13 protein-coding genes are annotated in these 14,242 nt (G+C 35.3%); 11 read left to right on the forward strand and 2 right to left on the reverse strand.

What is annotated here, in order from left to right; translation table 11 throughout:
• Positions 1 to 98: 98 nt before the first annotated feature.
• From purB to AC27VX_RS14080, 9 genes are all read left to right on the forward strand, one after another.
• Positions 99 to 1,526 (forward strand): adenylosuccinate lyase, encoded by a 1,428-nt coding sequence (gene purB, locus AC27VX_RS14040; protein WP_300688026.1) that lies wholly within the window; start codon positions 99 to 101, stop codon positions 1,524 to 1,526.
• Between the two features lie 50 nt (positions 1,527 to 1,576).
• Entirely contained in the window at positions 1,577 to 2,554 is a 978-nt protein-coding gene (locus AC27VX_RS14045) for a WG repeat-containing protein (RefSeq protein ID WP_236854965.1), read from the forward strand.
• A 5-nt stretch (positions 2,555 to 2,559) separates the two neighbouring features.
• Complete coding sequence (locus tag AC27VX_RS14050) at positions 2,560 to 3,993, forward strand: serine hydrolase (RefSeq protein WP_236854964.1); 1,434 nt, start codon at positions 2,560 to 2,562, stop codon at positions 3,991 to 3,993.
• Positions 3,994 to 4,063: 70 nt separating this feature from the next.
• A complete protein-coding gene (locus AC27VX_RS14055; protein ID WP_488696199.1) occupies positions 4,064 to 5,092 on the forward strand; it encodes a PDDEXK nuclease domain-containing protein in 1,029 nt (342 codons plus the stop codon).
• Between the two features lie 25 nt (positions 5,093 to 5,117).
• Positions 5,118 to 8,813: a phosphoribosylformylglycinamidine synthase gene (locus AC27VX_RS14060; protein ID WP_488696201.1), complete on the forward strand. Its 3,696-nt coding sequence runs from the start codon at positions 5,118 to 5,120 to the stop codon at positions 8,811 to 8,813.
• Entirely contained in the window at positions 8,794 to 9,207 is a 414-nt protein-coding gene (locus tag AC27VX_RS14065) for a barstar family protein (RefSeq protein ID WP_488696203.1), read from the forward strand. Before AC27VX_RS14060 ends, AC27VX_RS14065 begins: the two co-directional genes overlap by 20 nt.
• A gap of 120 nt (positions 9,208 to 9,327) precedes the next feature.
• On the forward strand, positions 9,328 to 9,957 hold the full coding sequence (locus AC27VX_RS14070) for an SGNH/GDSL hydrolase family protein (protein WP_488696205.1): 630 nt from the start codon (positions 9,328 to 9,330) through the stop codon (positions 9,955 to 9,957).
• Entirely contained in the window at positions 9,957 to 10,289 is a 333-nt protein-coding gene (locus tag AC27VX_RS14075; RefSeq protein ID WP_236854959.1) for a gamma-glutamylcyclotransferase family protein, read from the forward strand. The genes AC27VX_RS14070 and AC27VX_RS14075 overlap by 1 nt, the downstream gene beginning before the upstream one ends.
• Before the next feature lie 204 nt (positions 10,290 to 10,493).
• Positions 10,494 to 10,952, forward strand: a complete 459-nt coding sequence (locus tag AC27VX_RS14080) for a GyrI-like domain-containing protein (protein ID WP_236854958.1) — start codon at positions 10,494 to 10,496, stop codon at positions 10,950 to 10,952.
• 70 nt (positions 10,953 to 11,022) lie between these two features.
• On the opposite strand, the gene AC27VX_RS14085 is transcribed toward AC27VX_RS14080, so the two are convergent.
• Both AC27VX_RS14085 and AC27VX_RS14090 read right to left on the reverse strand, forming a co-directional pair.
• Positions 11,023 to 11,481: a lipocalin family protein gene (locus tag AC27VX_RS14085; protein WP_236854957.1), complete on the reverse strand. Its 459-nt coding sequence runs from the start codon at positions 11,479 to 11,481 to the stop codon at positions 11,023 to 11,025.
• A 106-nt stretch (positions 11,482 to 11,587) separates the two neighbouring features.
• Positions 11,588 to 11,941 (reverse strand): diacylglycerol kinase family protein, encoded by a 354-nt coding sequence (locus AC27VX_RS14090; RefSeq protein ID WP_236854956.1) that lies wholly within the window; start codon positions 11,939 to 11,941, stop codon positions 11,588 to 11,590.
• Positions 11,942 to 12,203: 262 nt separating this feature from the next.
• Here AC27VX_RS14090 and dnaN point away from each other — a divergent pair, with 262 nt between their 5' ends.
• Positions 12,204 to 13,334 (forward strand): DNA polymerase III subunit beta, encoded by a 1,131-nt coding sequence (dnaN, locus tag AC27VX_RS14095; protein ID WP_236854955.1) that lies wholly within the window; start codon positions 12,204 to 12,206, stop codon positions 13,332 to 13,334.
• A 69-nt stretch (positions 13,335 to 13,403) separates the two neighbouring features.
• Positions 13,404 to 14,234 carry an AraC family transcriptional regulator gene (locus tag AC27VX_RS14100; protein WP_488696209.1) on the forward strand — a complete coding sequence of 277 codons (831 nt, stop codon included), beginning with the start codon at positions 13,404 to 13,406 and terminating at the stop codon, positions 14,232 to 14,234.
• The last annotated feature ends 8 nt before the right edge of the window (positions 14,235 to 14,242 follow it).

A 14,242-nucleotide genomic window follows, 5' to 3' on the forward strand; every position in this document is an offset into this window, starting at 1 on the left:
CATATCCGGCAAAAAAAATAAATAAAAATCATAAAAACAGGATTTTCAACTCTCAATGAAAAACCGTATTTTTGTACATCTAAAAAGTAAAAGAACGAATGAATTCCTACAAAAATCCATTGGAAGAACGCTATTCCAGTGAAGAAATGTTGTTTAATTTCTCACACAATAACAAATTCCGTACCTGGAGAAAGCTTTGGATTGCTTTAGCTGAGATCGAAAAAGATCTTGGTCTTGACATTTCAGACGAGCAGATTGCAGAACTGAAAGCGAATGCTGAAAACATTGATTATGATAAAGCAGCAGAATACGAAAAGAAATTCCGTCATGATGTAATGGCTCATGTTCACACATATGGTGATGTGGCACCTTCAGCAAAAGGAATTATCCATTTGGGAGCAACTTCAGCTTTTGTAGGAGATAATACAGACTTAATTCAGATCCGTGACGGACTTTTGATCTTAAAGAAAAAGTTGGTCAATGTGATGAAAAACCTAGCAGACTTTGCTATTCAGTATAAAGATCTTCCCACTTTAGGATTTACTCACTTTCAACCTGCTCAGTTAACGACAGTGGGGAAAAGAGCTACCCTTTGGTTACAGAGTTTGGTTCTTGATATTGAAGAATTAGACTTCTTCCTTGAGACCCTTCGTTTCAGAGGTGTAAAAGGAACTACAGGAACGGCTGCAAGTTTCCTTGAACTTTTCAATGGTGATTATACAAAAGTAAAACACTTAGATAAAGAACTTTCAAAAAGATTCGGCTTCGAAAAAGTTTTCGGAGTTTCCGGACAGACTTACGACAGAAAAATTGATGCTAAAGTAGTTGCTTTGCTAGGTAACATTGCTCAATCTGCACATAAATTTACAAACGACTTACGTTTACTTCAAAACCTTAAGGAAATTGAAGAACCATTCGAGAAAAACCAGATCGGTTCATCCGCAATGGCTTACAAACGTAACCCCATGAGAAGCGAAAGAATCGGGGCATTGGCAAAATATGTAATGTCTCTGACTACAAGCTCTGCAATGGTAGCTTCTACACAATGGTTTGAAAGAACATTAGATGACTCTGCTAACAAGAGATTGACAATTCCTCAGGCATTTTTAGCTGTTGATGCTATTCTATTGATCTGGAATAACATTATGAACGGAATTGTAGTATATCCGAACAGAATCAACAAACATATAATGGAAGAACTTCCTTTCATGGCAACAGAATACATTATCATGGAAGAAGTAAAAGCTGGTGGTGACCGCCAGGAAATTCACGAAGTGATCAGAGTTCACTCTATGGAAGCTTCCAAGAAAGTGAAAGAAGAAGGAAAAGAAAACGATCTTATCGAAAGAATCTTAAATGATGATTCTTTAAAGCTGGACAAATCAAAACTGAAAGAAGTTTTAGATCCTAAAAACTTTATTGGTTTCGCGCCGATTCAGACGGAGGAATTCATCCAAAATGAAGTACAGCCGATTATAGACCAAAACAAAGACTTAATAGGATTAGAAGCTGATCTTAAAGTATAAAATGATATGCAGTCTTTTCGGCTGCATATTTTATTTCCAACCCAATGAATATGAAAAAACTGCTAGTAGCCATTCTGTTGACACCAGTCATTTCTTTTGCTCAGGTAAAAGAAACTTTATATTATTTTAAATCCAAAGATTCTCTGGTTGGAGTAAAAAATAAAGACGGAAAAATCATTGTTCCTGCACAGTTCAAAGTCTTTTCATACCTTAAAGACGGAGATCCAGTAGACGGAGAGACCATTCATTTTGATGGAACTAAAGCAGGAGAGGAGCATGAGAAATATGCATGGGGATATATTTATGACAGAAAAGGAAACTATTTGTATCAGCCATTTATGTATGATAACGGAGCTGATTATTTTTCTGAAGGATTCAGAAGATTGGTTAAAAACGGTAAAATAGGCTTTGCAGACCGAAATGGAAAAACAGTCATTCAGCCTGAACATGATTTTGCGGTCCCCTTCAACTATGGATATGCTGCATTCTGCGATGGCTGCGATTGGGAAAAGACAGATGATGAACATAAAGCTGTTGTAGGTGGAAATTGGGGAATAATGAATACCCAAGGAAAAATCGTTCAGCCACTGGCAAAACACTCTGAGAAAGATGTAGAAATTGATGGGAAATATTATCCAAATCCCTTTCAATACAACGAAAAAGAAAAAAATATTCTTAAGTTCTTTGAAAAACAAAATAAAAAGCTTTCAGACCTGTATCATGTGAATGTCTACAACAAATTGTCTGATAAAGAAAAGAAACTCTTTTTTGAAATCGTAGAAAGACCCAAAGAAAACTTTCCTTATTATCAGGTAAATACCTATAATCATGAAAAAAATGAATTGGATATGCTGTATCGATTTAAATTTATGGTTTCAGAAGATGGCAGCACATTCTATGCATTAAATAGTTATAATGAGGAAAAAATTCCTTTTGCAGAATGGCTGAAAGATGAAATAAAAAATGCCAAAGACTTTCAGAAAGAACATACAGATAACCCGAACAAATTCATGAACGAACAGAATTAAACTTAATGAAAAAAAGTATATTGGTATTTGCACTTGCTTTATTAACATTCATAAAAAACTATGCTCAAAATGATAAAGCAATTTATTCAATAATGGATGCAAACGCTCAGCAGCTTGCCCAAAAATCTGGGGCGTATTCAGTTTCTATAGGAATTTTGAAAGATGGCAAAACCTATACTAAACATTTTGGTGAAGTAGATAAAGGGAAAAGGAATAAAGCAAATGACGATACCTATTTTGAAATAGCTTCTGTGACCAAGCTTTTTACAGGCCAGCTCCTGGCTAAAGCTGTTTTGGACGGCAAGATCAGCCTGGAAGATGATATCCGTAAATATCTTAAAAATGATTACCCGAATCTGGAATATAATGGTACACCCATTAAAATAAAGAATGTTATATCTTATACAACAGCATTACCTCGAACTCTGCCTGATGATGAGAAATTATATCAAAACTTAACTGACGAGACTCCTTTTTTAATCAATAAGCTGGCAGCCGACTATTCTAAAGAACAGTTTTTTAAAGACCTAAAAAACGTTAAACTAGATACAATTCCCGGTACAAAATATAAATATAGTAACTTAAGCCTTGAATTAACAGGAGTGATTTTAGAGAACGTATATGGAAAAAGTATCGAAACAATTTTTGACGAGAATATTTTTTCAGGATTGGGAATGAAACATACTAAATTTACATTAGATAAAAATGAATCACTGGCAAATGGATATTGCTGTGGTAATCATCGTTTAATGCCTCATTTCAATTCAAATCTCTGGAGCTCTACTGGAGCAAAAACAAAATCCAGTTTGGGCGATTTGATGAAGTTCATGAAGGAAGAACTTAACCCACAAAATAAAATAGCACAGGAATCTCAAAAAAATATAGAAGGAAGCAAAGAAAAATGGCATGGGTATTTTTGGGATGATTATTATGTAACTGAAAAAGGAAAATCAGGATTCAAACATGGTGGGGCGTATGGTACACAAACCATGTTTATGATATACCCTGAATTGAATGCCGGAATTTGTATGATTATAAACATCAGCAATCCGGAAACACTTGGTATACTCCATAGTACAGCGACAAATTTGATTGAAGATCTTACCAATACTTCAGATAAAAAACAGGTATACGGATATTCCGTTAGAGGAAATAATGCTGTTTTTTCTTACGCCCATCCTGAGAAAATGGATTCAAAACTCATCCACTCTGTTTCCGTAGCAGGTAGTTTCAATGACTGGAATCCCGGAAACAAAGAATATCAGATGAAGAAAAAAGGTGAAAATCTGTTTGAATTAGAAGTTCCGCTTACCAAATTTGAAAAAGGTAAGATATATTCTTTTAAATTTGTACTCAATAAAGAGAGTTGGATGACGACTCCTAAAAATGCGTCCAATATTGACGGAACAGAAGATAATAATTTAGTTTTTATGCTTTAAAATAAAGTATTCAAACCTAAAAAAGTAAAAATAAATCTAATAATATAATCTGGCATCTAATTTTTTGATAATGTTACAGAATCATAACCATCAGTTAATTACCGATCTCAAAGAGCTGGTAGACAAGACAAGAAGTCAGGTCGCGGCTAAGGTAAACTCGGCTATGGTGGTTTTGTACTGGAAAATCGGACAAAGAATCAATGAAGATGTTTTAGAAAATAAAAGAGCAGAATACGGCAAAGAGACCATTTTACAGATTTCTGACCAGCTTACTGTAGAATTTGGAAGTTCATTTTCTGAAAAAAATATCAGAAAAATGATGCAGTTTGCGTCTGTTTTTAATGATTTTGAAATTGTCGCATCAGCGATGCGACAATTATCATGGACTCATTTCTTAATTCTGATTCCAATTTCAGAAGATACCAAAAGAAACTTTTATCTGGAAGTTTGTAAAATTGAAAACTGGAGTGTCAGAATTTTAAGAGAAAAAATTAATTCTCTGCTTTTTGAGCGTACAGCAATAAGTAAAAAGCCTGAAGAAATTATTGATAGAGAACTTAAGAATTGGTCTGAAAATAATATTTTAAATCCGGACTTGGTTTTTAAAGACCCCTATTTTCTTGATTTTTTAGAACTGAAAGATACTTTTTCTGAAAAAGATTTAGAAGAAGCAATTATTGTGGAACTTCAAAAATTTATTTCTGAATTAGGAAGTGATTTTGCATTTCTTTCAAGACAAAAAAGAATCACTATAGATAGTAGAGATTATTACTTGGATTTGCTTTTCTATCATCGAAAACTAAAATCCTTAGTAGTGATTGAACTGAAACTGGGAGAGTTTGAAGCAAGCCATAAAGGCCAGATGGAACTTTATCTCTCTTATCTTAATACATATGAAAAAGTAGAAGGTGAAAATTCACCGATTGGTTTAATTCTTTGCTCCGGAAAAAATTCTGAACATATAGAATTAATGAATCTGGAAGGGGATAACATAAAAATTGCAGAATATTTGCTTATCCTGCCCTCAGAAAAAGTTTTGCTTGAAAAATTGCATCGTTCAATAGAGATAGCAAGAAATAAATTTGAAAATAAAAAATAAATCTAATATTAAAATCTGACATCTAATGTCTAATAACAAAAGAATTTTCGTAGAAAAGAGAGGTATTTTCGATGTTGAAAGTCCAAAAATTTTTGATGAAGTAAAAGCAGTTGTTCCGGCTGTTCAGAGTGTGAAAGTATACAATGTATATGATATTTTCAACCTGAATGACGGAGAATTCGGAAAAGTGGTAAACAACACTTTTGTAGACCCGGTTACTGATATTTTACACACAGAAAACCCGGCAAAAACAATCCATTTCGGAATGGAGTTTTTACCTGGCCAGTATGACCAGAGAGCAGACTCTGCACAACAGTGTATTGCTTTGCTGACAGAAAATGAAAAGTCAAAAGTAAGAAGTGGAAAACTGATCGAATTTGAAGGAGTTTCAGAAGCTGATTTGGTGAAAATCAAAGACCTTTTGATCAATAAAGTGGAATCTCAGGAAAAGGACCTGTCTATCTTAGATATTCCAGCTGATGAAACACCATCCAAGGTGTTAATTCACGAAAATTTCATTAATTTCAATGACGCTGAACTTGAAAAATTCTATAATAATCATGGTTTTGCATTAGGATTAGATGACCTGAAATTCATTCAGGAGTACTTCAAAACTGAGGAGAGAAACCCTACAGAAACTGAACTGAAAGTATTAGATACCTACTGGAGCGATCACTGTCGTCATACAACTTTCGAAACAGAATTATCAAACATTCAGTTTGAAGGAGCATTCAAACATACATTGGAAACCATTTTCAATGACTATATCGAGAAAAGAAAATTCTTAGGCCGCGAGCTGAAGCCGATTTCGTTAATGGATCTGGCAACAGTATGCGGTAAATATTTCCATAAAACAGGAAACCTGGATAACCTGGTGATTTCTGATGAGATTAATGCATGTACCATCCAGATTGAAGCAGAATACGACGGTAAAAAAGAACCCTGGTATTTACTATTCAAAAACGAAACACACAACCACCCAACAGAAATTGAACCTTTCGGTGGAGCTTCTACTTGTTTAGGAGGAGCAATCAGAGACCCTTTATCTGGAAGATCTTTCGTATTCCAGGCAATGAGATTAACGGGTGCTGCAGATGTTTTAGAATCAGTTGACAAAACATTACCAGGAAAATTACCTCAGAAAACTATTACTAAACAGGCTGCCAACGGATATTCATCTTATGGTAACCAGATCGGCTTGGCGACTACGATGGTTTCTGAAATCTATGACGATGGCTACAAAGCCAAGAGAATGGAAGTAGGTTTCGTTACCGGAGCCGTACCTGTAGAATGGGTAAGACGTGAAAAACCTGCAAATGGCGATTCAATCATTATTTTAGGAGGTGCAACAGGTCGTGACGGAGTAGGAGGAGCAAGCGGAAGCTCAAAAGAGCAGGACGAAACTTCTATTCATACCATGAGTTCTGAAGTTCAGAAAGGAAATGCTGTAGAAGAACGTAAAATCCAAAGATTATTCAGAAACCCTGAATTAACAAGACTCATCAAGAAATCAAACGATTTCGGTGCCGGAGGTGTTTCTGTAGCTATTGGAGAAATTGCAGACTCTTTGGAAGTAAACCTTGATGTATTGCCATTAAAATATGAAGGATTAAACGGAACGGAGCTGGCTATTTCTGAATCTCAGGAAAGAATGGCTGTTGTGGTAGATCCGAAAGATAAAGAACAGTTCATCAAATTCTGCGAAGCTGAAAATATTGTTGCCGTAGAAGTAGCAAAAGTGACAGATTCAGGAAGAATGCAGATGTTCTGGAAAGGAGACAAAATTGTAGACCTTTCAAGAGAGTTCCTTGATACGAACGGATGTTCAAAATCTCAGGAAGTGAAGATCACCCATCTTGAAGAAGTAAAAGAAGAAACAAAAGTATTCACGGAAGAAAACTTCCTGAACATCTTAAAAGATAAAAACGTAGCTTCCCAAAAAGGATTACTGGAAATGTTCGACTCTTCCATCGGTGCAACTACTGTAGCGATGCCTTTAGGAGGAAAATATCAGCAGACTTTGATGGAAGGAAGTGTTCAGACACTACCTGTTTTAGGAGCAAAAGATATCAAAACCGTTTCTCTGGCAAGCTGGGGATTCGATGCTGAAATTTCAAAACAAAACTCATTATTAGGAGCATCTTATGCTGTCGTAGAAAGCGTGGCGAAGATTGTTGCGATGGGTGGCGATTACAAAAATATCAGACTGAGCTTCCAGGAATATTTTGAAAAACTGGGTCAGTCTCCTGAAAAGTGGGGGAAACCTTTAGCTTCTCTTTTAGGAGCTTATGACGCTCAGATCAACCTTGGTCTGGCTGCTATAGGAGGAAAAGATTCAATGAGTGGAACGTACCAGGATCTGAATGTTCCGCCGACATTGATCTCTTTTGCCTGTGCTAATGGAGAAAAGCAAAATATCATTTCTCCGGAATTTAAAGCAGCTGGGAACAAAATTTATTTCTTTAACCACGTTGCTCAGGAAAACGGTCTCCCTAACTATGATGCTTTAAAAGATGTTTATGAATTCATCTTCGAAAACATCAAATCCGGAAAAATCATTTCTGTAAAAACAGTGAAAGATGGTGGAGTTGCTGTAGCATTAGCGAAAATGAGCTTCGGAAACAGATTGGGTGCCGAGATCAGTGCTGATGAAAACACTTTATTGGCTAAAAATATCGGTAGCTTAGTCATTGAATCAAAAGAAGAATTAAGCTCAACAGCTCTTCAGTTGATCGGAGAAGTAAAGGATTCAGGAATTTTGAAAATCAACAGTCTTGAATCTAGTATCTTGGATCTAGTATCTGCTTATACAAATACATTCGAAAAACTTTTCCCAACAGTAGAAAAAGAAAAGATTACGGTTGAAATTGATGCTAAACACAACTCCATCAACCCAAGAAATATCATCATTAAAAAACATGGAATTGCGCAACCTAAAGTTTTTGCTCCTGTATTCCCGGGAACCAACTGTGAGTATGATACTTTGAATGCATTCCAAAAAGAAGGTGCTGTAGTAAGCAGTTTACCTTTAATTAATATCAGCCACCAATTGCTTGAAGAAAGCATTGATGCCTGGGTGAAAGAGATTAGAACATCTCAGATATTAGCTTTCTCAGGAGGTTTCTCTGCAGGTGATGAGCCTGATGGTTCTGCAAAATTCATTGTCAACGTTCTGAAAAATGAGAAAATGAGAAATGCCGTTCACGAATTATTAGACAGAGATGGAATGATCATCGGAATCTGCAACGGTTTCCAGGCATTGGTTAAATCAGGATTATTGCCATACGGAAGAATCAAAGATCTGGATGAAAACTCTCCAACTTTGGCCCACAACGCCATCAGAAGACATATTTCCCAGATGGTGACGGTAAAAGTGGTGAATGACGAAAGCCCTTGGTTAAAAGGAATGAAAGACCAGACATTCACAATTCCGATTTCTCACGGTGAAGGACGTTTTATGGCTTCAGAAGAAGAAATTAAAAAGTTGTATGAAAACGGGCAGATTGCAACCCAATACATCGATTTTGATGGAAACATCGCCCACGGAATGCCTTTTAACCCCAATAACTCATTATTCGGAATCGAAGGGGTCACAAGTTCATGTGGCAAGATCTACGGAAGAATGGGACACCCGGAAAGATTTACGGATGGTCTTATGAAAAACATACCTACTGCGAATTATCACAATATATTCAAAAACGGTGTTGAATACTTCAAATAACAATACAAGAAAAATGATCGTCATCCATGGCGGTCATTTTTCATCTCTGGCGGGTTTCTATGAAGAAATTTCCAATGTCCTGATGAAAGATACAGATTGGAAAGTAGGAACTTTAGACGGTTTTGATGATATACTCTACGGAGGTTTTGGAGTCTTTGAAAATAATGAGGAAATTGAAATCATCTGGAAAGAGTCACAGAAATCAAAAGAAGATCTGGGCTTTAATGCAACTCGTGAATTTTACGAAAATAAACTCAGACAGGGAAAACCTTTCAACATAGAACTGATTCAGCAGAAACTGGATAATTTGATGGAGGGGAAAGGGCAGACGCTGTTCGATATCCTGATTGAAATTATTCAGTCACATATTAATATTACGCTGACATTGCATTGATAGATCATAAGTGCGGGAACTAACCATTTAATGAAAGTGAAGATTTTAAAATAAGTTAAGTTGTATCAGAAATTCCTTTATTCTTAATATTTTTACCGGAATAAAATAAGAGTTGATTACATGAAGAAAATGATTTACGGACTGTTCTTTGGCGACAGTATTACTTATGGAGAATATGACGGAGTTTTTGGAGGCTGGGTGGATATCCTGAAAAGATACGCTTTGCAGAAATTTCATGAAGGAAACGGTGATGAGTTGATTCTTTATAACCTAGGAATTGGAGGAGAAACTACAGAAGGATTGCTTAAAAGAATGCCTCATGAATTAAGTGCGAGAAATTCACCAGATGGAAACCTTGTTTTTATCAGTTATGGAGCGAATGACCTTGCCATCAAAGAAGGGGTACAAATCGTAAATCCCGAACAGTTTAGAAATAATATTAAAACAGCCGTTCAATTCGCGAAGCAATTTTCCAACGATATTTACCTGGTGAGCATTCTTCCTTTTGCAAGGAAAGTGGATGGAGTAGTGGCAAGTTCTGGCAAGCTGAGAACCAACGAAGATGTCATCCTTTATAACCAGATTCTTAAAGATATTGCCGCTGGTGAGTCTTTGACATATATAGATTTCTATAGCGCTTTTGTAGAAGATAAAGAATTTTTACTTTCCGCAGACGGAGTTCATCCGAATGAAAAAGGCTATGGAATGATGGCTGAAGTCGCAATCCCAATCATTGAAAAATATTTATAATGCCTAAATTATTCTCCTACGGAACCCTGCAGAAAGAGCAGGTACAGCTTGAAACCTTTGGACGTATTCTAAAGGGAACAAAAGATATTCTTTCCGGGTATCAATTGAATATGATTGAAATAACCGATCCCGAAGTGCTTCGTAAAAGCGGGCAGAAGTATCATCCTGTGCTTACATTTTCAGGAAATGATAATCATAAAGTGGAAGGGGTGCTTTTTGAAGTAACAGAAGAGGAAATCCTTCAGGCAGATGAATATGAGGTGGATGACTACAAAAGAATTGAAACTGTTTTTAAATCTGGCAATAAAGGATTTATTTACGTAGGAAAATGATTTTTTAGAAATACAAATTCTTTTCTTCAATAAAACATATCAAACATCAATAGTGGCGGGCTTTAGTCCGCCTTTAGTTTAAATTCCACCCATTGGCTTTAGCCACAACTTTTAAAAAGCTGTTTTAAAATCAATATCAAAAAGCTACTGACATACATATGTCACAATCTGTTATTATCTTTATTACCTAAAAGAAAATAAACAATGGACAACATCAAAGTAGAGCCTTTTAACATCATCGGAATCTCAGTAAGAACTACCAATGAAAATAACCAGGCGGCAAAGGATATCCCTCTGTTATGGGAAAAACTGATAAACGATAATGTTCTTAATAATATTCCCAAAAAAATAGATGATACAGTATACTCTATTTATACCGACTATGAAAAAGACCATACAAAGCCCTATACAACAGTATTAGGATGCAGGGTTGAAAATCTGGACGATATCCCCGAAGGAATGGTAGGCAAATCTTTTGACGGGGGGAATTACATTAAGTTTACAGCAAAAGGAAATCTTGCAGAAGATTTAGTCATTAATGAATGGTTTAAAATATGGAATATGGATCTGGACAGAGCATTTACAGCTGATTTTGAACTCTATGGGAAAAAAACACAAAATCCTTCAGATGAAGAAGTAAATATATTAATTGCTGTGAAATAGAACTTGATATTTAATAAAAAAAGCCTGCCAGTCACTTTAGACAGCAGGCTCTATATATTATTACAAAGATTTACTTATAAAAAACTGTTTTTATATAATCATTAATACCATCACCGTTGAAGTCCTGAGTGTCCGCTGCCAGAATAGTAAGTTTATTGGCAGATAGATCTAGTACTTCTGAACTGCTGTTATTAATGGTTAGTTTCATTTGAACAGGGTCATACTGATATGATGATGTAGTTTCAGCTTTTACACAATTGCCATTAATTGTGTTATAATCAATCATATAATATTTTCCGTCATTTCTGAACTCATACGTTCCTTGCTTTTTACAATCATCAGGAAGAGTTTCTTTAATAACAGTTGTCTTATCAGCACCTGAAATTTGATATTGCGTTTGTATCTTCCACACTCCTACAACCATAGTATTGTTGTTCTCATTATTCTCATAAGCAGGCAATTCACTATCACCCATATTGCATGATGAAAGAACGCCTGTAAATAAGATTCCTGCTAAAACCTTTTTCATAAACAATTTTTTGGCGAACTTAATGAAAATTATTAAATTATTTAAACCATTCTTTAAATTTTATAAAAAATTAAGAAAAATAAAGCCGTAGCCGTATACTACATAACTAAAAAATATATTTCCTGTAAATAAGGATTCCAGCAATAACAGAAGTTAATGCCATCAGCACTACTGCTCCGGCAGCAATATCTTTAATAAAACCTATTCTTTTGTCAAAATCGGGTTGAATGACATCACATATCTTCTCAATGGCTGTGTTGAAAATTTCAGCACTTAAAACGGCAAATGAGACCATAAGAATAAGAACGGCATCCATACTGCTGACCTGTAAATAAAAAATTAAAAACAGATTGACGAAGAAAGCCACCAGCTCAATCTGAAAATTCCTTTCTGTCTTTATCATCATGGCAATACCACGGAAAGCATTGAGAAAACTTTTATGGATAGGTGGTTTTTGCATGGCTTTTTCTACTTTAACAGCAAAGATAGGTTTTGTATTTTGATTATAATTTTTAATATGCTATATTTGGAATACAGGATAAAAAAGAAGGTTGAGTGATTCCAGCGTCCATATTTTTCTCAGGAAGAATAAAAACTATAGAATCTGTACATAATATCCACTCTGCAAACAGATTGATGATGTTTGTTAAAAACTCCTCCCTATTATTTTTTTCTTTGTTATATGTATTTATTATATTTGTAGAAACTTATTTTATAAATCTATGAAATTTATTATTTCAAGTGGTGAACTGCAGAAGGCTTTGCAAACTGTAAGTGGCGTAATATCAAGCTCTCAATCGAGACCGATTTTAGAAAACTATCTTTTTGAATTAGACGGAAATAATGTGACCATTACAGCATCTGACGGTGAGACGACTCTTGTAACTTCTTTGGAGGTGAAGTCTGATGACTCAGGTAAATTTGCTGTTCCTGCTAAAATTTTTCAGGATTTTATCAAGACTTATGGTGAACAGCCTTTGACATTTGTTGTAAAGGACAATGCGGAAGGAACTGGAAGCCAGCTTGAGATTTTAGATGAAAAAGACAATTTTGCAGTAGCATTAGACAATGCAGACGATTACCCTGAGCTGCCGGAATTTGACGCTTCTCAGAGTGTAACAATGTCAGCTGGAGTTCTGTCTGAGGCTTTAACCAATACATTATTTGCAACAAGTAATGACTCTCTTCGTCCGGTAATGACAGGAGTTCTCTTCCAGTTTGGAGAAAATGAAACCAATTTTGTTTCTACAGATTCTCACAGATTGGTAGTTTACAAAAGAACAGATCTGATGAATGCTGAGCCAATGGAGTTTATCATGCCTAAAAAACCTCTGAATATTTTCAAAAATATTCTGGCAAGCTCCAATGAAGACGTGAAAATCGACTTCAATGAGAATATGGCTAAATTTACTTTTGATAAACACATCTGGATCTGTAGACTGATCGATGGAAAATATCCAAACTATACAGCGGTAATCCCTAAAGAAAACCCGAATGTATTAACGATCAACAGGAACCTGTTGTTGGGAGCCATTAAAAGAGCATCTATTATGTCTAATAAATCAACCAATCAGGTAAGATTTAAGCTTTCAGGAAATATACTTCACCTTCACGCAGAGGATACAGAATATGCAAACAAAGCAGACATGCAGATTCCATGTGACTATAACGGAGAAGATATCAATATCGGTTTTAGCTCGAAATTCTTAACTGAAATGTTAACAATATTAGGCTCTGACGATATCACCATGAAAATGTCACAGCCAAACAGACCAGGAATTATCGAACCTCTTGACGGTCTTGAAGAAAACGAAAATATATTAATGTTATCAATGCCGGTGATCGGATTGTAACATTAAATCAATAAAAAAGAAAATAAGAGCTGGATTTTTCCAGCTTTTGTTTTATTGTACTTTTTAATCATGGAAATAAAAATACAATCTTATCAAACGTCAGATTTCCCCTCAGACTTCGCTACTGAAAATTATAGTGTCGTTCTGTGGAAAGGAACAGGTGTTTTCTCTGTGGATGATATCAATTATTCATACAAAGGATATAATATACTGTTTCTGTCTCCCTACCAAAAGTTAAAACTCGCTTCGGAATCTCATGAGATTATTAATATTCTGTTCTTTCATGGTGATTATTACTGTATAGAATATCATAAAGAAGAGGTAGCGTGCAACGGACTCCTTTTCAATAATATCTATTTGAATCCGGGTATTGAGCTGTCAAGAGAAAATTATCAATATATTCTTGAGCTTTTTAACCATATTAAAAAAGAGGAGTCTGAAAAGCATCCGTTTTCTGAATCAATCATTAAGACTTATATACAGCTGATTCTTGCTATTGGGAGCAAACAGAAAAGCGGTGCTGATAATACATCAGCTTTTAATGAAAAACTACCCGGTAAAAATGCTGCAGAATTTCAGAAGCTGCTTGAGGTCCATTTTAAAAGTGAAAAAGAACTATCATTCTACAGCGATAAACTGAATATCACAAATAGTACATTAAGCAAAGCGGTGAAAAAGGAATTTGCAAAAACACCCAGCCAGCTTATTAACGAAAGAATTGTTCTGGAGTCCAAAAAACTACTTCATCTAACTTATCGTTCTGTAAAAGAGATTGCTGCGGAAATGGGATTCTCTGATGAGTTTTATTTCAGCAGATATTTCAAAAAATCAGTGGGCTGCTCTCCTAAAAAGTATAGAGAAAAAGTAGGGATCTCTGTTGTGGCGAAAATGTCCATGTAATGTCCTCA

Source organism: Chryseobacterium sp. 14P4.3.2, assembly GCF_057799275.1.